The organism is Enterobacter sp. BIDMC92, assembly GCF_001030225.1.
In the GTDB taxonomy this organism is placed as follows: domain Bacteria; phylum Pseudomonadota; class Gammaproteobacteria; order Enterobacterales; family Enterobacteriaceae; genus Enterobacter; species Enterobacter sichuanensis.
On record NZ_KQ087598.1, the window covers coordinates 690107 to 714960 of the forward strand.

The 24854-nt window shown below is 55.6% G+C and carries 22 protein-coding genes and 1 other annotated feature; of the genes, 18 read left to right on the forward strand and 4 right to left on the reverse strand.

Annotated features, from left to right (window positions below; genetic code table 11):
* Positions 1–54: 54 nt before the first annotated feature.
* The 6 genes from SP99_RS03175 (at position 55) to SP99_RS03195 (ending at position 6329) form a co-directional block, all read left to right on the forward strand.
* Positions 55–741, forward strand: a complete 687-nt coding sequence (locus SP99_RS03175) for a tRNA/rRNA methyltransferase (RefSeq protein ID WP_047957719.1) — start codon at positions 55–57, stop codon at positions 739–741.
* A gap of 211 nt (positions 742–952) precedes the next feature.
* On the forward strand, positions 953–1021 hold the full coding sequence (thrL, locus tag SP99_RS23490) for a thr operon leader peptide (RefSeq protein WP_015572623.1): 69 nt from the start codon (positions 953–955) through the stop codon (positions 1019–1021).
* Positions 960–1077 (forward strand) — a sequence feature (Thr leader region). Its footprint overlaps the gene before it by 62 nt.
* A 24-nt stretch (positions 1078–1101) precedes the next feature.
* Entirely contained in the window at positions 1102–3564 is a 2463-nt protein-coding gene (gene thrA / locus SP99_RS03180; RefSeq protein WP_047957720.1) for a bifunctional aspartate kinase/homoserine dehydrogenase I, read from the forward strand.
* Between the two features lies 1 nt (position 3565).
* Positions 3566–4495 (forward strand): homoserine kinase, encoded by a 930-nt coding sequence (gene thrB, locus SP99_RS03185; protein WP_047957721.1) that lies wholly within the window; start codon positions 3566–3568, stop codon positions 4493–4495.
* 3 nt (positions 4496–4498) lie between these two features.
* Positions 4499–5785 carry a threonine synthase gene (gene thrC, locus SP99_RS03190; RefSeq protein ID WP_025758044.1) on the forward strand — a complete coding sequence of 429 codons (1287 nt, stop codon included), beginning with the start codon at positions 4499–4501 and terminating at the stop codon, positions 5783–5785.
* Between the two features lie 247 nt (positions 5786–6032).
* Positions 6033–6329 (forward strand): DUF2502 domain-containing protein, encoded by a 297-nt coding sequence (locus tag SP99_RS03195; RefSeq protein WP_047957722.1) that lies wholly within the window; start codon positions 6033–6035, stop codon positions 6327–6329.
* 32 nt (positions 6330–6361) lie between these two features.
* Here the strand turns inward: SP99_RS03195 and yaaA are convergent, their stop codons facing one another.
* Together yaaA and SP99_RS03205 are read right to left on the reverse strand one after the other, a co-directional pair.
* A complete protein-coding gene (gene yaaA / locus SP99_RS03200; protein WP_025758042.1) occupies positions 6362–7135 on the reverse strand; it encodes a peroxide stress protein YaaA in 774 nt (257 codons plus the stop codon).
* A gap of 66 nt (positions 7136–7201) precedes the next feature.
* On the reverse strand, positions 7202–8632 hold the full coding sequence (locus SP99_RS03205) for an alanine/glycine:cation symporter family protein (protein WP_047957723.1): 1431 nt from the start codon (positions 8630–8632) through the stop codon (positions 7202–7204).
* A gap of 262 nt (positions 8633–8894) precedes the next feature.
* Between SP99_RS03205 and tal the strand changes: the two genes are divergently transcribed.
* From tal to SP99_RS03220, 3 genes are all read left to right on the forward strand, one after another.
* Positions 8895–9848: a transaldolase gene (tal, locus tag SP99_RS03210; RefSeq protein WP_025758040.1), complete on the forward strand. Its 954-nt coding sequence runs from the start codon at positions 8895–8897 to the stop codon at positions 9846–9848.
* A 109-nt stretch (positions 9849–9957) separates the two neighbouring features.
* Entirely contained in the window at positions 9958–10545 is a 588-nt protein-coding gene (mog, locus tag SP99_RS03215; protein ID WP_025758039.1) for a molybdopterin adenylyltransferase, read from the forward strand.
* A 121-nt stretch (positions 10546–10666) separates the two neighbouring features.
* A complete protein-coding gene (locus tag SP99_RS03220) occupies positions 10667–11989 on the forward strand; it encodes an MFS transporter (RefSeq protein WP_047957724.1) in 1323 nt (440 codons plus the stop codon).
* Here the strand turns inward: SP99_RS03220 and satP are convergent.
* Positions 11966–12532 carry an acetate uptake transporter gene (gene satP / locus SP99_RS03225; RefSeq protein ID WP_025758037.1) on the reverse strand — a complete coding sequence of 189 codons (567 nt, stop codon included), beginning with the start codon at positions 12530–12532 and terminating at the stop codon, positions 11966–11968. The genes SP99_RS03220 and satP overlap by 24 nt on opposite strands.
* Before the next feature lie 296 nt (positions 12533–12828).
* Here satP and dnaK point away from each other — a divergent pair, with 296 nt between their 5' ends.
* The 4 genes from dnaK (at position 12829) to nhaR (ending at position 18279) form a co-directional block, all read left to right on the forward strand.
* Positions 12829–14742 (forward strand): molecular chaperone DnaK, encoded by a 1914-nt coding sequence (gene dnaK / locus SP99_RS03230; protein WP_045284820.1) that lies wholly within the window; start codon positions 12829–12831, stop codon positions 14740–14742.
* Between the two features lie 87 nt (positions 14743–14829).
* Positions 14830–15975 carry a molecular chaperone DnaJ gene (dnaJ, locus tag SP99_RS03235; protein ID WP_014830600.1) on the forward strand — a complete coding sequence of 382 codons (1146 nt, stop codon included), beginning with the start codon at positions 14830–14832 and terminating at the stop codon, positions 15973–15975.
* A 170-nt stretch (positions 15976–16145) separates the two neighbouring features.
* On the forward strand, positions 16146–17321 hold the full coding sequence (gene nhaA / locus SP99_RS03240) for a Na+/H+ antiporter NhaA (RefSeq protein ID WP_047957725.1): 1176 nt from the start codon (positions 16146–16148) through the stop codon (positions 17319–17321).
* Positions 17322–17379: 58 nt separating this feature from the next.
* The gene (nhaR, locus tag SP99_RS03245; protein WP_047957726.1) at positions 17380–18279 is read left to right on the forward strand and encodes a transcriptional activator NhaR; all 900 of its coding nucleotides are present in this window, start codon (positions 17380–17382) and stop codon (positions 18277–18279) included.
* Positions 18280–18336: 57 nt separating this feature from the next.
* Here the strand turns inward: nhaR and rpsT are convergent, their stop codons facing one another.
* Positions 18337–18600 (reverse strand): 30S ribosomal protein S20, encoded by a 264-nt coding sequence (gene rpsT, locus SP99_RS03250; protein WP_003856458.1) that lies wholly within the window; start codon positions 18598–18600, stop codon positions 18337–18339.
* 327 nt (positions 18601–18927) lie between these two features.
* Between rpsT and ribF the strand changes: the two genes are divergently transcribed.
* The 5 genes from ribF to ispH all read left to right on the forward strand — a co-directional run bounded on the left by ribF (position 18928) and on the right by ispH (position 24735).
* Positions 18928–19854, forward strand: a complete 927-nt coding sequence (ribF, locus tag SP99_RS03255; RefSeq protein ID WP_025758033.1) for a bifunctional riboflavin kinase/FAD synthetase — start codon at positions 18928–18930, stop codon at positions 19852–19854.
* A 45-nt stretch (positions 19855–19899) separates the two neighbouring features.
* Positions 19900–22716: an isoleucine--tRNA ligase gene (gene ileS / locus SP99_RS03260; RefSeq protein ID WP_045284817.1), complete on the forward strand. Its 2817-nt coding sequence runs from the start codon at positions 19900–19902 to the stop codon at positions 22714–22716.
* The gene (gene lspA / locus SP99_RS03265; RefSeq protein WP_025758031.1) at positions 22716–23216 is read left to right on the forward strand and encodes a signal peptidase II; all 501 of its coding nucleotides are present in this window, start codon (positions 22716–22718) and stop codon (positions 23214–23216) included. Before ileS ends, lspA begins: the two co-directional genes overlap by 1 nt.
* A 117-nt stretch (positions 23217–23333) precedes the next feature.
* Positions 23334–23783: an FKBP-type peptidyl-prolyl cis-trans isomerase gene (fkpB, locus tag SP99_RS03270; RefSeq protein WP_047957727.1), complete on the forward strand. Its 450-nt coding sequence runs from the start codon at positions 23334–23336 to the stop codon at positions 23781–23783.
* Position 23784: 1 nt separating this feature from the next.
* Entirely contained in the window at positions 23785–24735 is a 951-nt protein-coding gene (gene ispH, locus SP99_RS03275; protein WP_025758030.1) for a 4-hydroxy-3-methylbut-2-enyl diphosphate reductase, read from the forward strand.
* Positions 24736–24854: the final 119 nt, after the last annotated feature.

Consider the following 24854-nt stretch of genomic DNA (forward strand, 5'->3'; position numbering starts at 1 on the left):
TATGTTGAAGCGCATCACATTTCTACCCGCTAACCGATTAAAAAGAGAGCATAAATGCATCTGTCGATTGTACTGGTCGCCCCAGCCAGAGCAGAAAATATTGGTGCTGCCGCGCGCGCCATGAAGACCATGGGTTTTACCGATTTACGTATTGTGGACAGCACCGCCCACCTTGAGCCTTCGGCACGTTGGGTGGCACATGGTTCAGGCGATATTCTCGATAATATAACCACTTACGACACGCTTGCCGCGGCGTTGCACGACATCTCCTTTACCGTTGCCACCACGGCGCGCAGCCGGGCGAAGTTCCACTATTACGCTACGCCCGCGGAGCTGGTGCCGATGCTGAGTGAGAAAAGCCAGTGGCTGGAGAGAGCGGCGCTGGTATTTGGTCGTGAGGATTCCGGATTAACAAACGAAGAGCTGGAACTCGCTGACGTGCTAACGGGGGCACCCATGGTGGCTGATTATCCTTCCCTGAATTTAGGCCAGGCGGTCATGGTCTACTGCTACCAATTAGCCTCCCTAATACAAATTCCCCAGCCCCAGGCGGAAGGGGCAAATGAAAACCAGCTGGCTGCGCTGCGCACACGCGTTGAGCATCTGTTATCCCGGTTAGGGGTGGCGGACGATCGCAAAATGGCGGACTGGCTGCAGCAGCGTCTTGGGCGTCTTGAGCAGCGGGACACCGCAATGTTGCATCGTTTGCTGCACGATATTGAAAAAAAATTGGCCGAGTAAAATGCTGCCATAAGTTTTTACTATGGCGGATAAGTCTGTTGCAAAGGGTTGCATCTGGGGGAATCGGATGAAAATAAATCTGCCTGCAGCGGGACGTGAGAGTCTTCTGAAATGTGATCAAATTAAAAATCCATTGACTTAAGGGTCCCGATCCTTTAACCCTAAAAGAATACAGCACAGACAGATAATAATGACAGAGTACACAACATCCATGAAACGCATCAGCATCACCACCATTACCACAACCATCATCATTACCACAGGTAACGATGCGGGCTGACGCGTACAGGAAAAACAGAAAAAAGCCCGCACCTGAACAGTGCGGGCTTTTTTTTCGGCTAAAGGAAACGAGGTAGAACCATGCGAGTGTTGAAGTTCGGCGGTACATCAGTGGCAAATGCAGAACGTTTTCTGCGTGTTGCCGATATCCTGGAGAGCAACGCCAGGCAGGGGCAGGTTGCGACCGTGCTCTCTGCCCCGGCAAAAATCACGAACCATCTGGTGGCAATGATTGAAAAGACCATCGGTGGCCAGGATGCACTCCCGAACATCAGCGACGCCGAGCGTATCTTCGCTGAGCTGCTGCAGGGGCTGGCTGAGGCACAACCGGGCTTCCCGCTGGCACAGCTTAAGTCTTTTGTTGAGCAGGAATTCGCGCAAATTAAGCACGTGCTGCACGGTATTAGCCTGCTGGGTCAGTGCCCGGACAGCATCAACGCGGCGCTGATCTGCCGCGGTGAAAAGCTGTCGATTGCCATCATGGCCGGCCTGCTGGAAGCGCGAGGCCACAACGTGACCGTGATCGATCCGGTTGAAAAACTGCTGGCGGTGGGCCACTACCTCGAATCCACCGTTGATATTGCCGAATCAACCCGCCGTATCGCCGCCAGCAAAATTCCGTCTGACCATATGATCCTGATGGCCGGTTTCACCGCCGGGAACGAGAAGGGCGAGCTGGTGGTGCTGGGCCGTAACGGCTCCGACTACTCCGCCGCCGTACTGGCCGCCTGTTTACGCGCGGACTGTTGTGAAATCTGGACTGACGTCGACGGCGTGTACACCTGCGACCCGCGTCAGGTACCGGACGCCAGGTTGCTGAAGTCGATGTCGTACCAGGAGGCGATGGAGCTCTCCTACTTCGGCGCTAAAGTGCTTCACCCTCGTACCATCTCCCCGATTGCCCAGTTCCAGATCCCTTGCCTGATTAAAAACACCGGTAACCCGCAAGCGCCGGGTACGCTGATTGGCGCCAGCACCGATGAAGACGGTCTGCCGGTGAAAGGTATCTCTAACCTGAACAACATGGCGATGTTCAGCGTCTCCGGTCCGGGGATGAAAGGGATGGTCGGCATGGCCGCCCGCGTGTTTGCGGCCATGTCCCGCAACGGTATCTCTGTGGTACTGATCACCCAGTCCTCTTCCGAATACAGCATCAGCTTCTGCGTGCCGCAGGCTGACTGCCTGCGCGCCCGCCGCGCGCTGGAGGAAGAGTTCTATCTGGAGCTGAAAGAAGAGCTGCTGGAGCCGCTCGCGATTCAGGAGCGTCTGGCGATCATCTCCGTGGTGGGCGACGGCATGCGCACCCTGCGCGGTATCTCTGCCAAATTCTTTGCCGCGCTGGCGCGGGCTAATATCAATATCGTGGCAATTGCCCAGGGCTCGTCAGAGCGCTCTATTTCCGTGGTGGTGGATAACGACGATGCCACCACCGGCGTTCGCGTGGTTCATCAGATGCTGTTCAACACCGATCAGGTCATCGAGCTGTTCCTGATCGGCGTCGGAGGCGTGGGCGGTGCACTGCTGGAGCAGGTGAAGCGTCAGCAGGCGTGGCTGAAGAAGAAGCATATCGATCTGCGCGTCTGCGGGATTGCCAACTCAAAAGCGCTGCTGACCAACGTTCACGGTCTGAATCTGGAAAACTGGCAGGCCGAGATGAAGGAGGCAAAAGAGCCGTTCAACCTGGGCCGCCTGATCCGTCTGGTAAAAGAGTATCACCTGCTTAACCCGGTGATTGTTGACTGTACGTCAAACCAGGCCGTTGCCGATCAGTACGCAGACTTCCTGCGTGAAGGTTTCCACGTGGTCACGCCGAACAAAAAGGCCAACACCTCGTCGATGGATTACTACCACCAGCTGCGTCTGGCGGCGAGCAAGTCGCGCCGCAAGTTCCTCTACGACACCAACGTCGGGGCAGGCCTGCCGGTGATTGAGAACCTGCAGAACCTGCTGAACGCGGGTGACGAGCTGCAGCGATTCTCCGGCATTCTCTCCGGCTCGCTGTCGTTTATCTTCGGCAAACTGGACGAAGGCATGAGCCTGTCGGAAGCGACCCGCGCCGCGCGTGAGCTGGGCTACACCGAGCCGGATCCGCGCGACGATCTTTCCGGTATGGACGTGGCGCGCAAGCTGCTGATCCTTGCGCGTGAAACGGGCCGCGAGCTTGAGCTTTCAGATATCGTGATTGAACCGGTACTGCCGGAAGAATTTGACAGCAGCGGTGATGTCGGCGCCTTTATGGCCAGGCTGTCGCAGCTTGACGACGTTTTTGCCGCCCGCGTTGCGAAAGCCCGTGATGAAGGTAAGGTATTGCGCTATGTTGGCAACATTGAAGAAGATGGCGTGTGCCGGGTAAAGATTGCCGAAGTTGACGGCAACGATCCGCTGTACAAAGTCAAAAACGGCGAAAACGCCCTCGCGTTTTACAGCCACTATTATCAGCCATTGCCGCTGGTGCTTCGCGGCTATGGCGCAGGGAACGATGTTACAGCGGCGGGTGTGTTTGCCGATCTGCTGCGTACCCTGTCATGGAAGTTAGGAGTTTAACATGGTCAAAGTTTATGCCCCGGCTTCCAGCGCCAATATGAGCGTCGGATTTGATGTGCTGGGTGCGGCGGTTACGCCGGTAGACGGTTCGCTGTTGGGCGACACGGTGACGGTTGAAGCGGCAGAAAGCTTCAGCCTGAATAACGTAGGGCGTTTTGCCAGCAAGCTGCCGTCGGAGCCACGCGAGAATATCGTCTATCAGTGCTGGGAACGCTTCTGTCAGGAGATCGGTAAAAACGTGCCGGTCGCCATGACGCTGGAAAAAAGTATGCCGATTGGCTCCGGGCTGGGCTCCAGCGCCTGTTCCGTGGTGGCTGCCCTGGTGGCGATGAACGAGCACTGCGGTAAGCCCCTCAACAATAGCCGTCTGCTGGGGCTAATGGGCGAGCTGGAAGGCCGTATCTCCGGCAGCATTCACTACGACAACGTTGCACCGTGCTTCCTCGGCGGCATGCAGCTGATGATCGAAGAAAATGGCATCATTAGCCAGCAGGTGCCAGGGTTTGATGAGTGGCTGTGGGTGCTGGCCTATCCGGGCATCAAAGTGTCTACGGCCGAAGCGCGTGCGATCCTGCCCGCGCAGTATCGACGTCAGGATTGTATCGCCCACGGGCGTCATCTGGCGGGCTTTATCCACGCCTGCTACACCCGTCAGCCACAGCTGGCGGCGAAACTGATGAAAGACGTTATTGCCGAGCCGTATCGCACCAAGCTGCTGCCTGGCTTTAACGAGGCGCGACAGGCATCAATGGATATTGGCGCGCAGGCATGCGGCATCTCCGGCTCCGGCCCGACGCTGTTTGCCTTATGCGATAAGCCAGACACTGCGCAGCGCGTGGCGGACTGGCTCTCTAAACACTACCTGCAAAATCAGGAAGGCTTTGTTCATATTTGCCGTCTGGACACGGCTGGCGCACGAGTACTGGGATAATTAATGAAACTCTACAATCTTAAAGATCATAACGAGCAGGTCAGCTTCGCGCAGGCTGTAACGCAGGGACTGGGCAAAAATCAGGGGCTGTTCTTTCCACATGACCTGCCGGAATTTCAGCTGACCGAGATTGATGAACTGCTGAAGCTGGACTTTGTCACCCGCAGCACCAAAATTCTGTCGGCGTTTATCGGCGACGAAATTCCGCAGGAGCTGCTGGAAGAACGCGTGCGTACGGCGTTCGCGTTCCCGGCACCGGTTCAGCAGGTTGAGCCTGACGTCGGTTGTCTGGAGCTGTTCCACGGCCCAACCCTGGCGTTTAAAGACTTCGGCGGCCGCTTCATGGCGCAGATGCTGACCCACATCAGCGGCGACAAACCGGTAACCATCCTGACGGCAACTTCCGGCGATACCGGCGCGGCGGTCGCCCATGCCTTCTACGGCCTGAAAAACGTCCGCGTGGTGATCCTCTATCCGAAAGGCAAAATCAGTCCGCTGCAGGAAAAACTGTTCTGTACCCTCGGCGGCAACATTGAAACTGTGGCGATCGATGGCGACTTCGATGCCTGCCAGGCGCTGGTCAAGCAGGCCTTCGACGACGAAGAGCTGAAGGTGGCGCTGGGTCTGAACTCCGCCAACTCCATCAACATCAGCCGTCTGCTGGCGCAGATCTGCTACTACTTCGAAGCGGTGGCGCAACTGCCGCAGGAAGCCCGCAACCAGCTGGTGATTTCTGTGCCGAGCGGTAACTTCGGCGATTTGACGGCAGGTCTGCTGGCGAAATCACTGGGGCTGCCGGTGAAACGCTTTATCGCCGCCACCAATGCCAACGATACCGTGCCGCGCTTCCTGAAAGACGGTAAATGGGCACCAAACGCGACGCAGGCGACGCTCTCCAACGCGATGGATGTTTCCCAGCCGAACAACTGGCCGCGCGTGGAAGAGCTGTTCCGCCGTAAGATCTGGCGTCTGGGCGACCTGGGCTACGCGGCGGTGACGGATGACACCACTAAATCCACCATGCGTGAGTTAAAAGCGGTCGGATACACTTCTGAACCGCACGCGGCGATTGCTTACCGTGCGCTGCGCGACCAGCTGAATCCGGGTGAATATGGCCTGTTCCTGGGCACCGCGCATCCGGCTAAGTTCAAAGAGAGCGTGGAAGCGATCCTCGGCGAAACGCTGCCGCTGCCGAAAGAGCTGGCCGAGCGTGCTGACCTGCCGCTGCTGTCCCATGAGCTGCCGGCGGATTTTGCCGCGTTGCGTAAGCTGATGATGGCTCGAGCGTGATTTTCGTCGGGTGGCGGTTACGCCTTACCCGACCTACAACAGCTCATAACGTAGGCCGGGTAAGGCGAAGCCGCCACCCGGTTTTTTTTGTGAAGAAATTAAGGAGAAAAATAGCAGGGAAAAAGCAGAAATTCCCAATAAATGCGGTCACTTAGCGTTTAGGATTGCAGAGAATAACATCCCCCGTTCCCCTCGCGTAATCTCCTTACATCGGCCCATATCGGGCACAGAGAATAAGGAGTCACCGATGTCAAAACTGAAACCTGCGCTGATTGCGCTTTCACTGATGCTGGTCGCTCCCATGGCGGTACAGGCATCCGAAATTACTCTGGTTCCGGCGGTCAAACTGCAGATTGGCGATCGGGATAATAACGGTCACTACTGGGATGGCGGTCGCTGGCGCGATCATGACTGGTGGAAGGCGCATTATGACTGGCGCGATAACCACTGGCGTCCCCACGATGAACATCGCGAGCGTGACCACCATCATGACGATCGTCGCCATGACGATCATCGTCCGGGCCCGGACTGGAAACACCATTAATGCAAAACCCCGCCAGCTGGCGGGGTTCTGTTTTACTGCTCGTGGCGCTTAAACACCAGTTCACCTTTCCCTGACGACGCCTCGTCAAAGAAATAGCCTTCGCTGTTGAAGGCGGTTAATTGCTCCGGCTTCGTCAGGCGGTTCTGGATGATGTAACGGCTCATCAGGCCGCGCGCTTTCTTGGCGTAGAAGCTGATCACTTTGAACTTACCGTTCTTCTCGTCGAGGAATACCGGCTTGATGATTTCCGCATCAAGTTTTTTCGGTTTCACCGACTTGTAGTATTCATCCGACGCCAGGTTAATCACCACGTTATCGCCCTGAGCGCGCAGCGCCGCATTTAGCTTGTCGGTGATGATATCGCCCCAGAAATGGTACAGGTCTTTGCCTTTGGCATTTTCCAGGCGAATGCCCATCTCCAGACGGTACGGCTGCATCAAATCCAGCGGACGCAGTACGCCATACAGACCCGACAGCATGCGCAGATGCTGCTGGGCAAAATCGAAATCAGCTTCGCTAAAATCTTCCGCCTGCAGGCCGGTATAGACATCGCCTTTAAATGCCAGAATGGCCTGGCGGGCGTTAGCGGGGGTGAAATCCGGGTGCCACTCGTGAAAACGGGTTGCGTTAAGATCTGCCAGCTTATCGCTGATGCTCATCAGCGAGGCGATTTGCGGTGCGGAGAGCTTGCGCGCTTCGTGAATCAGCTGTTGGGAATAGTCCAGCAATTCAGGCTGGGTATAGCGCTCGGTGGCGAGCGGGCTCTGGTAGTCGAGCGTTTTTGCAGGTGAAATCAGAATCAGCATATCCAGTCCTTGCAGGAAATTTAGAGCGACTTTAGCAAAAAATCGCCCTGAATTGATCGATAGCTGTTATTGCCGCGGCAAATCATCCCACGTGCCGGGGGCAAGTTGCGCTTTAATATCCGGATAACGCGCGGGATCAAAGACCGGTGGCACACCCAGTTTACGCTGACGAAGGTAGTCTTTCGCAATCAGGGTCACTACGGGCGAGAGCAGCAGGATCGCCGTGAGGTTAGTGATCGCCATCAGCGCCATGATGATATCAGCCAGTTGCCAGACCAGCGGCATGCTGAGCAGGGAGCCTGCTACCACCATCAGTATGACGCCCAGGCGAAGCGTGCCGATGGCGGCGCGGGAGTCAAACTTCAGGAAAATAAGGTTGTTTTCGGCGTAGAGGTAATTTACCACGATCGAACTGAAGGCAAACAGCAGCAGGATGAGCGAGACAAACCCCGCTCCCCAGCCGCCGGTGAGGTTCACGAGCGCCTGCTGGAGAAGCTGTATTCCGGCCGTTCCCGACGAATGTGAGACAGGGCCTGCCAGCAGCAAAATCATGGCGCTGGCGGAACAGATAATGATGGTATCGGTAAAGACGCCGATCATCTGCACAATGCCTTGTGCGGCCGGGTGCGGCGGCCACGAAGCCGCGGCTGCGGCTGCATTGGGTGTTGACCCCATACCGGCTTCATTGGAAAACATGCCGCGCTGAAAACCCGCCATCAGCGCCTGACTGAAGGTGTAGCCCAGCGCGCCGGATGCGACCTCACGCCAGCCAAAGGCGCTTTTGACGATGGTCATTATGACGCCCGGCACCTGATCGAGATGCAGTGCCGCGACGAGCAGGCTCGCGGCGATCCAGATCAGCGCGATGAGAGGAACCAGCCATTGCATCAGGCGGGCGATACCTTTAAGACCGGCAGAAAGGGTGAGCAGAACGACGAGGGCTAAAACGCTACCGGCGAGCCACTCCGGACACGCGAAGGCATAGCGCAGGGCATGGGCGACCGAGTTAGCCTGGACGGTGTTAAAGATAAGACCGTAAGCGAGCAGTAAAAAAAGCGAGAACAGGACGCCCATCCAGCGCATCCCCAGGCCACGCGCCATGTACCAGGCAGGACCTCCGCGGAACTGACCGTTTTTGTCTTTCTCTTTGTAGAGTTGTGCGAGCGCGCTTTCGGCAAAAGCGGTGGCCATACCGAGCAGCGCCGTCACCCACATCCAGAACACTGCGCCTGGCCCGCCGGCGCTGATGGCCAGCGCCACCCCCGCCAGATTTCCGCTACCGAGGCGTGCCGCAAGGCTGGTGCAGAGTGCCTGGAACGAGGTTAATCCACCCGGCTGGGGCGTGACGCTGTTTTTCAGACTTCTGCCAAACTTGCGGATATAGCGAAACTGGATAAACCCGCTGCGTAGCGTAAACCAAATACCTGCTCCCAGAAGCAGGTAAATCATTATCGAACCCCAAAGGACTTCGTTAATAAAGAAAAAGAAATCAGGCATTAACGTCCCTCTTGTTGATGCCAAAGTGAATATGTAAGCGCTACCACTGATTGAGCATGCTGTTGCTTAGCAGGCTGTTAATATTCCGAGTTTATCATACTCTGCCTAAGCGCACTGTCTGCGGTTGCGCTACCCCTCTGTCGTGTTATCATCAGGGCAGACCGGTTACATCCCCCTAACAAGTAAACCTGTCATTTTTCCGCTGCAGGCATGCTGTCGGTAGCGTGAATTATCCAGGGCACGTTAAAAGAGAAACACTATCATGACGGATAAATTGACCTCCCTTCGTCAGTTCACCACTGTCGTAGCTGACACCGGAGATATCGCGGCAATGAAGCTGTACCAGCCGCAGGATGCCACAACTAACCCTTCTCTGATCCTTAACGCCGCACAGATCCCTGAGTATCGCAAACTGATTGACGACGCTGTGACCTGGGCGAAAGCGCAGAGCAACGACCGCGCGCAGCAGGTTGTGGATGCCACTGACAAACTGGCCGTGAACATCGGTCTGGAAATTCTGAAGCTGGTGCCTGGCCGTATCTCTACCGAAGTGGATGCGCGTCTGTCCTACGACACCGAAGCGTCTATCGCGAAAGCAAAACGCCTGATCAAAATGTACAACGATGCGGGCATCAGCAACGACCGTATCCTGATCAAACTGGCTTCGACCTGGCAGGGCATCCGTGCGGCAGAGCAGCTGGAAAAAGACGGTATCAACTGTAACCTGACTCTGCTCTTCTCCTTCGCGCAGGCGCGTGCGTGTGCCGAAGCCGGTGTGTACCTGATTTCTCCGTTCGTGGGCCGTATTCTGGACTGGTACAAAGCCAACACCGATAAGAAAGAGTACGCGGCGTCTGAAGATCCAGGCGTGATTTCCGTGACTGAAATCTACGAATACTACAAGCAGCACGGCTATGAGACTGTCGTGATGGGCGCAAGCTTCCGTAACGTCGGCGAAATCATTGAGCTGGCTGGCTGTGACCGCCTGACCATCGCGCCTGCACTGCTGAAAGAGCTGGCTGAAAGCGAAGGTACCCTGGAGCGTAAACTGTCTTACACCGGTGAAGTGAAAGCACGTCCGGAGCGCATCACTGAGTCTGAGTTCCTGTGGCAGCACAACCAGGATCCAATGGCGGTAGACAAACTGGCGGACGGTATCCGTAAGTTTGCTATCGACCAGGAAAAACTGGAAAAAATGATCGGCGACCTGCTGTAATCATTCCGCGTGGCTGGGTTCCCGGCCACGCGACTTCTTACGTACTCTGTCTGAAATTCCCCTCTGCGTGTATCATTCCCTTTAATCAGTACTTTTGAATGGAATGAATATGAATACCTTACGCATCGGCCTGGTGTCGATTTCTGACCGCGCCTCCAGCGGTGTATATCAGGATAAAGGCATCCCTGCGCTTGAAGAGTGGCTTGGCAACGCGCTGACCACGCCGTTTGAAATCCAGACCCGCCTGATCCCTGACGAACAGCCAATCATTGAGCAGACGCTTTGTGAGCTGGTGGATGAGATGAGCTGCCACCTCGTGCTGACCACCGGAGGAACCGGTCCTGCGCGTCGCGATGTGACGCCGGACGCGACGCTGGCCATCGCCGATCGTGAAATGCCGGGCTTTGGCGAACAGATGCGGCAGATCAGTCTACACTTTGTCCCGACGGCCATTCTCTCCCGTCAGGTGGGCGTAATCCGCAAACAGGCGTTGATTCTGAACCTGCCTGGCCAGCCGAAGTCGATCAAAGAGACGCTGGAAGGGCTGAAATCGGACGACGGTAACGTCATCGTGCAGGGCATTTTCGCCAGTGTACCGTATTGTATACAGCTGCTTGACGGTCCTTATGTGGAAACCGATGAGAAAGTGGTAGCAGCATTTCGTCCTAAAAGCGCGCGTCGCGAAACAATCTCCTGAAAATAATGATTATGTGACATTAGCTGAAGCGGCGATGGCGTGGTAAAGGTTTTACGGTATAGTAATTTTTTCTTTACGTTTGCTGTAAAAATAAATCCACAACTATGCTAAAGGGTTCGCTATGTCACATAACACCCGACCTCTGAATCGACAGGACTATAAAACCCTTACGCTTGCGGCCTTAGGCGGCGCGCTGGAGTTTTACGATTTTATCATCTTCGTCTTCTTCGCCGCCGTGGTGGGAGAACTCTTCTTCCCGGCGGATATCCCCGAGTGGCTGCGTCAGGTACAAACCTTCGGCATTTTTGCCGCCGGGTATCTGGCGCGTCCGCTGGGCGGCATTATCATGGCTCACTTTGGCGATCTGGTTGGCCGTAAGAAGATGTTTACCCTCAGCATTCTGCTGATGGCGGTACCCACGCTGGCCATTGGTTTGTTGCCCACCTATGCCTCGATAGGCATACTCGCGCCATTGCTGCTGTTACTGATGCGCGTGCTGCAGGGGGCAGCCATTGGTGGTGAGGTCCCGGGAGCCTGGGTGTTTGTAGCGGAGCATGTTCCGGCGCGGCGGATGGGTATCGCCTGTGGAACCTTAACGGCGGGTCTGACCGTCGGGATCTTGCTGGGGTCGGTGGTCGCGACCATTGTAAACACCAGCATGACGCAGCAGGCCGTTCACGACTGGGGCTGGCGTGTGCCGTTCCTGCTGGGCGGGGCGTTTGGTCTGGTGGCGATGTATCTGCGTCGCTGGCTGCAGGAAACGCCAATATTCCTCGAGATGCAGCAGCGTAAGGCGCTGGCGCAGGAGCTGCCGGTGAAAGCCGTCGTGGTACGCCATAAAAAAGCGGTGGTGGTGTCGATGCTGCTCACCTGGCTGCTTTCAGCAGGGATTGTGGTGGTGATATTAATGTCGCCGGTCTGGCTGCAGAAACAGTATGGTTTCGCGCCAGCCGTGACGTTACAGGCGAACAGTATCGCAACCATTATGCTCTGCTTTGGCTGCCTGGCCGCCGGGCTGGCGGCGGATCGTTTCGGTGCCAGCATCAGCTTTATCGTCGGCAGCCTGTTGCTGGCCGCCGCCAGCTGGGCGTTTTACCACCTTGCAGGCAGTCATCCTGAACAGCTGTTCCTGCTGTACGGCGTGGTCGGGCTGTGTGTGGGCGTTGTCGGCGCGGTGCCCTATGTGATGGTGCGTGCGTTCCCGCCAGAGGTTCGCTTCACCGGGATCTCATTCTCTTACAACGTGTCGTATGCCATTTTTGGCGGACTGACGCCGATTGCGGTTACCGTGCTGATGGGCGTGTCACCGATGGCGCCCGCCTGGTATGTTCTCGCACTTTCGGTGATGGGGCTGGTACTGGGGATATGGCTTCGTCAGGAGTGGGGATGTCGTGCCCGCGAGACGGGCACGACAGAGGGATCAGTGTTTTTCACCAATCGGTAGAACGGTGCGATCAAACTGTTCGTTCAGCACTTCACCCATTGCCAGGTAGATAGCGCTTGCGCCGCAAACCAGACCAATCCAGCCGGCCACGTGAACAATGCCTTCGTTATCCACCAGGTGGCCAATCGCCAGCAGGGCGAACAGCACGGTCAGGCTCAGGAAAACGAACTGCAGCATGCGGTTGCCTTTCAGAGTACCGAAGAACATAAACAGGGTGAAAACGCCCCACAGGCCCAGGTAGACGCCCAGGAAGTGGGCGTTTGCCGCCTCTGCCATACCCATTTTAGGCAGCAGCAGAATGGCGACCAGGGTCAGCCAGAACGAACCGTAAGAGGTGAAGGCGGTTAAGCCGAAGGTATTACCTTTCTTATATTCCAGCAGGCCCGCGAAGATTTGCGCGATACCGCCGTAAAAAATGCCCATCGCCAGGATGATGCCATCCATCGGGAACATCCCGATATTGTGCAGGTTCAGCAGAATAGTGGTCATGCCAAAACCCATCAGGCCCAGCGGAGCCGGATTAGCCAACTTAGTGTTGCCCATAAGTCCTCAAAAAAATCATCATTAAAATGGTGAAATGGTTAAACCCGCGTCAGTTCTCCCTGACGGGGCGCGGCATCATAATGGGCGCAATCGATGGCGTCTATGATCTCATCAGGGTGAAATTAAAATTTTTTTTATCATTCCCCCTTGATGGATGTCGCAGCGACCCCATCTTGTAGTCAACCGCAGTGTGTGGACCTGAAAAAAATCAAATCTGGGCAGTTGAAAAAGCACGATCTGCCCTTATTACAGGTACACAACCACATGTTGACTGAATTTTTAGTGGAGACGTTTAGATGGGTAAAATTATTGGTATCGACCTGGGTACGACCAACTCTTGTGTAGCGATTATGGATGGCACTACTGCACGTGTGCTGGAGAACGCCGAGGGCGATCGCACCACGCCTTCTATCATTGCTTATACCCAGGATGGTGAAACTCTGGTTGGTCAGCCGGCTAAACGTCAGGCAGTGACAAACCCGCAAAACACCCTGTTTGCGATTAAACGCCTGATCGGCCGCCGCTTCCAGGACGAAGAAGTTCAGCGTGACGTTTCTATCATGCCTTACAAAATTATCGCGGCAGACAACGGCGATGCGTGGCTTGATGTGAAAGGCACCAAAACTGCACCACCGCAGATCTCTGCTGAAGTGCTGAAAAAAATGAAGAAAACGGCTGAAGATTACCTGGGTGAGCCGGTAACTGAAGCTGTTATCACAGTACCTGCTTACTTCAACGATGCACAGCGTCAGGCAACCAAAGATGCTGGCCGTATCGCAGGTCTGGAAGTCAAACGTATCATCAACGAACCTACCGCGGCTGCACTGGCTTACGGTCTGGATAAAGAAGTCGGCAACCGTACTATCGCGGTTTACGACCTGGGTGGTGGTACCTTCGATATCTCTATTATCGAAATCGACGACGTTGACGGCGAAAAAACCTTCGAAGTTCTGGCAACCAACGGTGATACTCACCTGGGTGGTGAAGACTTCGATACCCGTCTGATCAACTACCTCGTTGACGAGTTCAAGAAAGATCAGGGCATTGACCTGCGTAACGACCCGCTGGCTATGCAGCGCCTGAAAGAAGCCGCTGAGAAAGCGAAGATCGAACTGTCTTCCGCTCAGCAGACCGACGTGAACCTGCCGTACATCACTGCAGACGCGACCGGTCCTAAACACATGAACATCAAAGTGACCCGTGCGAAACTGGAAAGCCTGGTAGAAGATCTGGTGAACCGTTCTATCGAGCCGCTGAAAGTAGCGCTGCAGGATGCCGGCCTGTCCGTGTCTGACATCAACGACGTTATCCTCGTTGGCGGTCAGACCCGTATGCCAATGGTTCAGAAGAAAGTGGCGGAGTTCTTTGGCAAAGAGCCACGTAAAGACGTTAACCCGGACGAAGCGGTTGCTATCGGTGCGGCGGTTCAGGGTGGCGTACTGACCGGTGAAGTGAAAGATGTACTGCTGCTGGACGTTACCCCGCTGTCTCTGGGTATCGAAACCATGGGCGGTGTGATGACTGCGCTCATCAACAAAAACACCACTATCCCAACCAAGCACAGCCAGGTATTCTCTACCGCCGAAGACAACCAGTCTGCGGTAACCATCCATGTGCTGCAGGGTGAACGTAAGCGCGCATCTGATAACAAGTCTCTGGGTCAGTTCAACCTGGACGGTATCAACCCGGCGCCGCGCGGTATGCCTCAGATCGAAGTCACCTTCGACATCGATGCTGACGGTATTCTGCATGTGTCTGCGAAAGACAAAAACAGCGGTAAAGAGCAGAAGATCACCATCAAAGCCTCTTCCGGTCTGAACGAGGAAGAGATCCAGAAAATGGTTCGTGAAGCGGAAGCTAACGCGGAATCTGACCGTAAGTTCGAAGAGCTGGTTCAGACCCGTAACCAGGGCGACCATCTGCTGCACAGCACCCGTAAGCAGGTTGAAGAAGCAGGCGATAAACTGCCAGCGGAAGACAAAACGGCTATCGACGCTGCACTGAGTGCGCTGGAATCCTCACTGAAAGGTGAAGATAAAGCGGACATCGAAGCGAAGATGCAGGAACTGGCTCAGGCTTCTCAGAAGCTGATGGAAATCGCTCAGCAGCAGCACGCGCAACAGCAGGCAGGTGCTGACGCTTCAGCGAACAACGCGAAAGACGACGACGTTGTCGACGCTGAGTTCGAAGAAGTTAAAGATAAAAAATAATCGCCCTGATGCAGGGTAATTAATCGGCACGGGCGTAGGAGAATTCTCCACGCCCGTGCTCGCATGTTAAGGGGCTTAAAAAAACCAATGGCAAAGCAAGACTATTACGAGATTTTAGGCGTTCCGAAAACTGCGGAAGAGCGTGAAATCAAAAAGGCGTATAAGCGCCTGGCCATGAAATTCCACCCGGACCGTAATCAGGGTGACAAAGAGGCTGAAGCCAAATTTAAAGAGATCAAAGAAGCCTACGAAGTCCTGACCGATGCACAAAAACGTGCAGCCTATGACCAGTACGGTCACGCAGCCTTTGAACAGGGCGGCATGGGCGGCGGTGGATTCGGCGGCGGCGGCTTTGGCGGCGGCGCTGACTTCAGCGATATCTTTGGCGATGTGTTTGGCGACATCTTCGGTGGTGGTCGTGGACGTCAGCGCGCGGCGCGTGGCGCGGACCTGCGCTACAACATGGAGCTGACGCTGGAAGAGGCCGTTCGCGGTGTCACCAAAGAGATCCGTATTCCAACGCTGGAAGAGTGTGACGTGTGCCACGGCAGCGGCGCGAAAGCGGGCACTCAGCCGCAGACCTGTCCAACCTGTCACGGTTCTGGCCAGGTACAGATGCGTCAGGGGTTCTTCGCGGTGCAGCAGGCCTGTCCGCACTGCCATGGTCGCGGTACGCTGATCAAAGATCCCTGCACCAAATGCCATGGTCACGGTCGCGTTGAGAAAACCAAAACCCTGTCCGTTAAAATCCCGGCTGGGGTCGATACGGGCGACCGCATCCGTCTGGCTGGCGAAGGCGAAGCCGGCGAACACGGCGCACCGGCGGGCGATCTGTACGTTCAGGTGCAGGTCAAGCAGCACGCTATCTTCGAGCGCGAAGGCAACAACCTGTACTGTGAAGTGCCGATCAACTTCGCGATGGCAGCCCTCGGTGGCGAAATTGAAGTCCCGACGCTGGATGGCCGCGTGAACCTGAAAATTCCTGGCGAAACCCAGACCGGTAAGCTGTTCCGCATGCGCGGTAAAGGCGTTAAATCCGTTCGCGGGGGCGCACAGGGCGACCTGCTGTGCCGCGTCGTTGTGGAAACACCGGTTGGCCTGAACGATAAGCAGAAACAGCTGCTGAAAGAGTTGCAGGAGAGCTTTGGTGGCCCGACGGGTGAGAAAAACAGCCCACGCTCCAAAAGCTTCTTCGATGGCGTCAAAAAATTCTTCGATGATTTGACCCGCTAATCTGTTTGTCGCAGGTATTCGCAAAAGCCCGGAAGAGATTCCGGGCTTTTTTGTTTATCGGTATTGTTCGGTTAAACTGAATCAATACTCAATATTAATCTGTTTTTGCCGAGCTATAAGGCCTGGTATTATGGTTTTATCGAGGTATTGCTGTATAAGAGAGAATTAAAGTGAAATTACTACACCGTTTTTTTAGTAGCGAAGCATCCGGGGGCGTGATCCTGATTTTGGCTGCCGCCGCCGCGATGGTGCTGGCAAACGTCGGATTTACCCGCGATCTGTATCATGCTTTTCTGGAAACGCCCGTCGAGCTGAAGGTTGGGGCGCTGGAAATCCACAAGAACATGCTGCTGTGGATCAACGATGCGCTCATGGCGGTGTTCTTCCTGCTTGTCGGGCTTGAGGTTAAGCGGGAGCTGGTACTGGGTTCGCTTGCCAGTCGCCAGCGAGCGGCGTTCCCGGTCATTGCCGCGCTCGGTGGGATGGTGGTTCCGGCGCTGCTCTTCCTCGCGTTTACATGGCAGGATCCGGTTGCACGTCACGGCTGGGCGATCCCGGCGGCAACGGATATCGCCTTTGCACTCGGGGTGCTGGCCTTACTGGGAAGCCGCGTTCCGGTTGCCCTGAAAATCTTCCTGATGGCGCTGGCGATCATCGACGACCTGGGCGCAATTGTGATTATCGCGCTGTTTTATACAAGCGATCTGTCGATCCTGTCTTTGAGCGTGGCTGCAGGGGCGATTGCGGTTCTGGCGTTGCTGAACATCCTGAATGTTCGTCGCATCGGTATCTATATCCTCGTGGGGATGGTGCTGTGGACTGCGGTGCTGAAATCGGGCGTGCATGCCACGCTGGCAGGAGTGATCGTCGGCTTCTTCGTGCCGCTTAAACCGCAGGAGGGCAAATCACCTGCGAAGCAGCTGGAGCATGTGCTGCACCCCTGGGTCGCCTTTATGATCCTGCCTCTGTTTGCATTTGCTAACGCGGGTGTTTCCCTCGGCGGCGTGACGCTGGACGGGCTGACCTCCGTGCTGCCGCTGGGTATCATCGCCGGGTTGTTTATCGGCAAGCCGCTGGGCATTAGCCTGTTCTGCTGGCTGGCGACGAAGCTTAAGCTGGCGTCATTGCCGCACGGCACCACGTTTACGCAGATCATGGCCGTCGGCGTGCTGTGCGGGATAGGCTTTACGATGTCGATCTTTATCTCGACGCTGGCGTTTGGTGCGCATGCACCTGAGCTTATCGTCTGGGCGAAACTCGGCATTCTCATCGGGTCATTACTGGCCGCGGTGATCGGTTACACCTTGTTGAAGGTGAAGTTGTCCGGGCAGGCCGTCCAGGCATAACGGAAAACCGGGAGGAGGGTGACCTTCTCCCGACAGGCACTCAGGGAGAGAAGACGCGATGTCTCATTTGAATTACAACCATCTTTACTACTTCTGGCATGTCTACAAACAGGGCTCGGTGGTCGGGGCGGCAGAGGCGCTTTACCTGACGCCGCAAACCATCACCGGGCAGATCAAGGCGCTGGAAGAACGTCTGCAGGGCAAGCTGTTCAAGCGTAAGGGACGCGGAATTGAACCCAGCGAGCTGGGTGAGCTGGTTTTCCGCTACGCGGATAAAATGTTCACCCTGAGCCAGGAAATGCTGGATATCGTCAACTACCGCAAAGAGTCGAACCTGCTCTTTGATGTTGGCGTGGCGGACGCGCTGTCAAAACGACTGGTGAGCGGCGTGCTGGATGCGGCTGTGGTCGAAGATGAGCAAATCCATCTGCGCTGTTTTGAATCCACCCACGAGATGCTGCTGGAACAGCTGAGCCAGCACAAGCTGGACATGATCATCTCGGATTGTCCGATCGACTCCACGCAGCAGGAAGGGCTGTTTTCGGTGAAGATTGGTGAATGCGGCGTAAGCTTCTGGTGTATTAACCCGCCGCCGCAAAAACCCTTCCCGGCCTGCCTGGAAGAGCGTCGCTTGCTGGTGCCAGGAAGACGTTCCATGCTGGGACGCAAGCTGCTGAACTGGTTTAACTCTCAGGGGCTGAATGTCGAAATCCTCGGTGAGTTCGACGATGCGGCGCTGATGAAAGCCTTTGGCGAAGCGCACAATGCGATCTTCGTTGCACCGACACTCTACGCGCACGATCTCTATTCAGATAGCAAGATTACGGAGATTGGTCGGGTCGATAACGTAATGGAAGAGTATCACGCGATTTTTGCCGAAAGGATGATTCAGCACCCGGCGGTGCAGCGTATCTGTAACCGCGACTACTCGGCGCTGTTTACGCCACCGGCAATCTGAAGGCATAAAAAAACCCGCGTTAAGCGGGTTCTTTAAACAAGCAACAACAAGCGGCAATTAAGCCAGTTTGTTGATCTGCGCGGTCAGGTTTGCTTTATGACGCGCTGCTTTGTTTTTGTGGATCAGACCTTTAGCAGCCTGACGATCCACGATTGGTTGCATTTCGTTAAATGCGTTCTGCGCTGCAGCTTTGTCGCCAGCTTCGATTGCTGCGTATACTTTCTTGATGAAAGTACGCATCATAGAGCGACGGCTTGCGTTGTGCTTACGAGCCTTTTCAGACTGAACGGCACGTTTCTTAGCTGATTTGATATTAGCCAAGTCCAACTCCCAAATATGATCTATGTGGACAATTCAAAGGCCGAGGAATATGCCCTCTTTGCCTTCTTTTGTCAATGGATTTGTGCAAATAAGCGCCGTTAATTAGCGACGCTACGTTACGTAGTGATGGCGCAGGATTCTACCAGCTTGTCTTCCCTGAATACAGCCTTTCGGCATAAAAATCGCAGTTCAGGAGCAGATTTTTTCGCTGTGAAAGGTCAGCCTGATGAAATCATTACGGCTTTCTGTTTTGCGCGAACAATCGCCGGTTAACCTTGACCGCTGTACAAGGTATACTTTGGCGATTTTCACTGTTTTGAGCCAGACATGAAGCTGATACGCGGCATACATAATCTCAGCAGAGCACCGCACGGGTGCGTGCTGACCATTGGTAATTTCGACGGCGTGCATCGTGGTCATCAGGCGCTGTTGCAGGGATTGCGTAAAGAAGGGGAGGCCCGTGGCCTGCCCGTAGTAGTGATGATTTTCGAACCACAGCCGCTGGAGCTGTTTGCGGGCGATAAATCTCCCGCCCGTCTCACTCGCCTGCGCGAAAAGTTGCGCTATCTGGCCGAGTCCGGCGTGGACTACGTTTTGTGCGTACGTTTCGATCGTCGCTTTGCCGCGCTGACAGCACAAAATTTCGTCAGCGACCTGCTGGTTGAACGTCTTGGCGTGCAGTTTCTGGCCGTGGGGGATGATTTCCGCTTTGGCGCTGGTCGTCAGGGCGATTTCTTGCTATTACAGAAGGCTGGTCTGGAGTACGGTTTTGACGTCACCAGTGCGATGACCTTCTGTGAAGGCGGCGTTCGCGTCAGCAGCACGGCGGTACGTCAGGCGCTGGCCGATGATGAACTGGGGACGGCAGAAACCCTGCTTGGGCATCCGTTCACTATTTCCGGTCGCGTCGTCCATGGCGATGCTCTCGGCCGCACCATTGGTTTCCCGACGGCGAATATACCGCTACGCCGTCAGGTTTCCCCGGTCAAAGGGGTCTATGCGGTGGAAGTGGCAGGACTGGGCGATAAGCCGTTTTACGGTGTCGCCAACATTGGCACGCGTCCGACCGTCGCCGGTGTGCGTCAACAGCTAGAAGTGCACCTGCTGGACGTTGTAATGGACCTTTATGGTCGCCATATAGATGTGATACTGCGTAAAAAAATACGCAACGAGCAGCGATTTGGTTCGCTGGATGAACTCAAAGCGCAAATTGCGCGAGATGAATTGACGGCCCGCGAGTTTTTTGGGCTTTAGAACCGGCTTAACTGCCTACGTGATAAATACGGAACCGAGAATCTGATGAGTGACTATAAATCAACCCTGAATTTGCCGGAAACAGGGTTCCCGATGCGCGGCGATCTCGCCAAGCGTGAACCGGGAATGCTGGCGCGTTGGACTGATGATGACCTGTACGGCATCATTCGTGCAGCCAAAAAAGGCAAAAAAACCTTCATTCTGCATGATGGCCCTCCCTATGCGAATGGCAGCATTCATATTGGTCACTCGGTTAACAAGATTCTGAAAGACATTATCGTGAAGTCGAAAGGCCTCGCGGGATATGACTCGCCATACGTTCCGGGCTGGGACTGCCACGGTCTGCCAATCGAACTGAAAGTGGAGCAGGAATTCGGTAAGCCAGGTGAGAAATTCACCGCCGCTGAGTTCCGTGCGAAATGCCGCGAATACGCCGCTACGCAGGTTGAAGGTCAGCGCGCGGATTTCATCCGTCTGGGCGTGCTGGGCGACTGGTCGCACCCGTACCTGACCATGGACTTCAAAACCGAAGCCAACATCATCCGTGCGCTGGGCAAAATCATCGGTAATGGCCACCTGCACAAAGGCGCTAAGCCTGTACACTGGTGTGTGGATTGCCGTTCTGCGCTGGCAGAAGCGGAAGTGGAGTATTACGACAAAACCTCTCCGTCTATCGACGTGGCGTTCCACGCCGTTGATCAGGATGCGGTGAAAGCCAAATTTGGCGTCTCCTCCGTTAATGGCCCGATCTCACTGGTGATCTGGACCACTACCCCGTGGACCCTGCCAGCGAACCGTGCGATCTCCCTGTCCGGTGAGTTCGACTACGCGCTGGTGCAGGTTGACGGTCAGGCGGTTATCCTGGCAAAAGATCTGGTCGAGAGCGTGCTGAAACGCGCGAATATCACCGACTACACCGTGCTGGGCACCGTGAAAGGCGACGCGCTGGAGCTGATGCGCTTTAAACACCCGTTCCTGGACTTTGATGTGCCAGCGATCCTGGGCGACCACGTCACGCTGGAAGCCGGTACCGGTGCGGTCCATACCGCCGGTGGCCACGGTCCTGACGACTACAACATCAGCCTGAAGTACGGTCTGGAAATCGCTAACCCGGTGGGGCCGGACGGTTCTTACCTGCCTGGCACTTACCCGGCGCTGGACGGTATCAACGTCTTTAAAGCTAACGACATTATCGTTGATATGCTGCGCACCAGCGGCGCACTGCTGCACGTTGAGAAAATGCAGCACAGCTATCCGTGCTGCTGGCGTCACAAGACGCCGATCATCTTCCGTGCGACCCCACAATGGTTCATCAGCATGGATCAGAAAGGCCTGCGTGCGCAGTCTCTGAAAGAGATCAAAGGCGTGCAGTGGATCCCAGACTGGGGCCAGGCGCGTATCGAATCCATGGTTGCTAACCGCCCTGACTGGTGTATCTCCCGTCAGCGTACCTGGGGCGTGCCGATGTCGCTGTTCGTGCATAAAGAGACGCAGGAACTGCATCCGAACACCCTGGAACTGATGGAAGAAGTGGCGAAGCGCGTCGAAGTTGACGGCATTCAGGCATGGTGGGATCTCGACGCCCGCGACATCCTGGGCGCTGACGCCGACAACTACGAGAAAGTGCCGGATACCCTGGATGTATGGTTCGACTCCGGATCCACTCACTCTTCCGTGGTTGACGTGCGTCCTGAGTTTGCCGGTCACGCCGCCGATATGTATCTGGAAGGTTCTGACCAACACCGCGGCTGGTTCATGTCATCCCTGATGATCTCCACCGCCATGAAAGGAAAAGCGCCTTACCGTCAGGTACTGACCCACGGCTTCACCGTGGATGGTCAGGGCCGTAAGATGTCCAAATCTATCGGCAACACCGTGTCTCCGCAGGATGTGATGAACAAGCTGGGCGCAGACATTCTGCGTCTGTGGGTGGCTTCCACCGACTACACCGGCGAAATGGCGGTGTCTGACGAGATCCTGAAACGTGCCGCAGACAGCTATCGTCGTATCCGTAACACCGCGCGCTTCCTGCTGGCGAACCTGAACGGGTTTGATCCGGCTAAAGACATGGTGAAACCGGAAGAGATGGTGGTGCTGGACCGCTGGGCGGTAGGCTGCGCGAAAGCGGCGCAGGAAGATATCCTGAAAGCCTATGAATCTTACGACTTCCATGAAGTGGTGCAGCGTCTGATGCGCTTCTGCTCCATCGAGATGGGTTCGTTCTACCTCGACATCATCAAAGACCGTCAGTACACCGCGAAAGCGGACAGCGTGGCGCGTCGTAGCTGCCAGACCGCGTTGTTCCACATCGCAGAAGCGCTGGTGCGCTGGATGGCGCCGATCATGTCCTTCACCGCGGATGAAATCTGGGGTTATCTGCCAGGCGACCGTGAGAAGTATGTCTTCACCGGCGAGTGGTACGAAGGTCTGTTCGACCTCTCCAGCACCGAAGCGATGAACGATGCCTTCTGGGACGAGCTGCTGAAAGTGCGTGGTGAAGTGAACAAGGTGATTGAGCAGGCGCGTGCTGACAAGAAAGTCGGTGGCTCTCTGGAAGCGGCAGTAACCCTGTACGCCGAACCTGAGCTGGCGGCGAAACTGACGGCGCTGGGCGATGAATTGCGATTTGTCCTGTTGACCTCAGGCGCGCAAGTTGCGGATTATGCCGAAGCTACTGCTGATGCTCAGCAGAGCGAACTGCTCAAGGGACTGAAAGTCGCGCTGAGCAAAGCCGACGGTGAGAAATGCCCGCGTTGCTGGCATTACACTACCGATGTTGGCCAGGTGGCGGAACACGCAGACATCTGCGGACGCTGTGTAAGCAACGTCGCCGGTGACGGCGAAAAACGTAAGTTTGCCTGATGAGTAAAACTCTCTGTTCAACAGGACTGCGCTGGCTGTGGCTGGTTGTGGTGGTGCTGATTATTGATCTGGGCAGCAAATTCCTGATCCTCCAGAATTTTGCGCTGGGGGATACGGTTTCGCTGTTCCCGTCGCTTAACCTGCACTACGCACGTAACTATGGTGCGGCGTTTAGTTTCCTTGCTGACAGCGGTGGCTGGCAGCGCTGGTTCTTTGCAGGTATTGCAATCGGTATCTGTGTGGTGCTAACGCTGCTGATGTACCGTTCGAAAGCGACGCAAAAGCTGAACAACATCGCCTACGCGCTGATTATTGGCGGCGCGTTAGGTAACCTGTTTGACCGCCTGTGGCACGGCTTTGTGGTCGATATGATCGACTTCTACGTCGGCGACTGGCACTTCGCGACCTTTAACCTCGCCGACAGCGCAATTTGTATCGGTGCGGCGTTAATCGTGCTGGAGGGTTTCTTACCGAAACCGACCGCGAAAGAGCAGGCGTAACAAAACCAGCCGGGTGACGCGTAGCGATCCCGGCCTACCGAATATGCCGACACTTGTAGGCCGGGTAAGCGAAGCGCCACCCGGCACACAGGTGAGACAACATAAAGAGCAATGTGCATGTCTAAATCCGTACAGAGCAACAGCGCGGTTCTCGTTCACTTCACGCTGAAACTGGATGACGGCTCCACGGCTGAATCCACCCGCAATAATGGCAAACCGGCCCTGTTTCGTCTTGGCGATACCTCCCTGTCTGAAGGACTTGAACAGCAGCTTCTGGGCCTGAAAGAGGGGGAGAAAAAAGCCTTTTCGCTTGAGCCGGATGCGGCGTTTGGCGTGCCAAGCCCGGATCTGATCCAGTACTTCTCCCGTCGTGAGTTTATGGACGCGGGGGAACCTGAAATCGGAGCGATTATGCTCTTTACCGCTATGGACGGCAGCGAAATGCCTGGCGTGATCCGCGAAATCAACGGCGACTCTGTTACCGTTGACTTCAACCATCCGCTTGCCGGGCGCACTGTCCATTTTGATATTGAAGTGCTGGAGATTGATCCGGTACTGGAGGCCTGAAATGCAGATCCTGTTGGCTAACCCGCGCGGCTTCTGCGCCGGTGTAGACCGCGCTATCAGCATTGTTGAAAACGCGCTGGAGATTTACGGCGCGCCGATTTACGTGCGTCACGAAGTGGTGCACAACCGTTACGTGGTCGACAGTCTGCGCGAGCGCGGTGCTATTTTTATCGAGCAAATCAGCGAAGTGCCGGACGGTGCCATCCTGATTTTCTCTGCGCATGGTGTCTCTCAGGCAGTACGTAACGAAGCGAAAAGCCGCGATTTGACAGTGTTTGACGCTACCTGTCCGTTGGTCACGAAAGTGCATATGGAAGTGGCACGTGCCAGCCGTCGTGGTGAAGAGTCGATTCTGATTGGCCATGCGGGTCACCCGGAAGTCGAAGGCACCATGGGCCAGTACAGTAACCCGGAAGGGGGCATGTATCTGGTTGAATCGCCAGAAGATGTGCTTACGCTGAACGTGAAAAATGAAGCCCGTCTGTCGTTCATGACCCAGACAACACTCTCTGTCGACGATACCTCTGACGTGATTGATGCCCTGCGCCAGCGTTTCCCGAAGATCGTCGGTCCGCGTAAGGATGACATCTGCTACGCGACCACGAACCGTCAGGAAGCGGTGCGTGCCCTGGCTGAACAGGCGGATGTGGTGCTGGTGGTCGGCTCGAAAAACTCCTCTAACTCAAACCGTCTGGCCGAACTGGCGCAACGGATGGGGAAAACGGCTTTCCTGATTGATGACGCGACGGATATTCAGGAAGCGTGGGTTAAAAACGCGACCTGTGTCGGCGTGACGGCCGGCGCATCTGCGCCGGATATTCTGGTACAGAACGTCATTGCCCGTCTGCAGGAGCTGGGCGGTGGCGAAGCGGTGCCGCTGGAAGGACGTGAAGAGAACATTGTTTTCGAAGTCCCGAAAGAACTGAGAATCGATGCCCGGGAAGTCGAATAATCCCTTTTCTGATGAAAGGCCAGCACCTCCTGTGCTGGCCTTTTTTTTACCCGTTACTTTATCGTGACGACAAAATCATGTCTTTTACTGATATTTAAGTCGGTTTCACGTTAAATTCT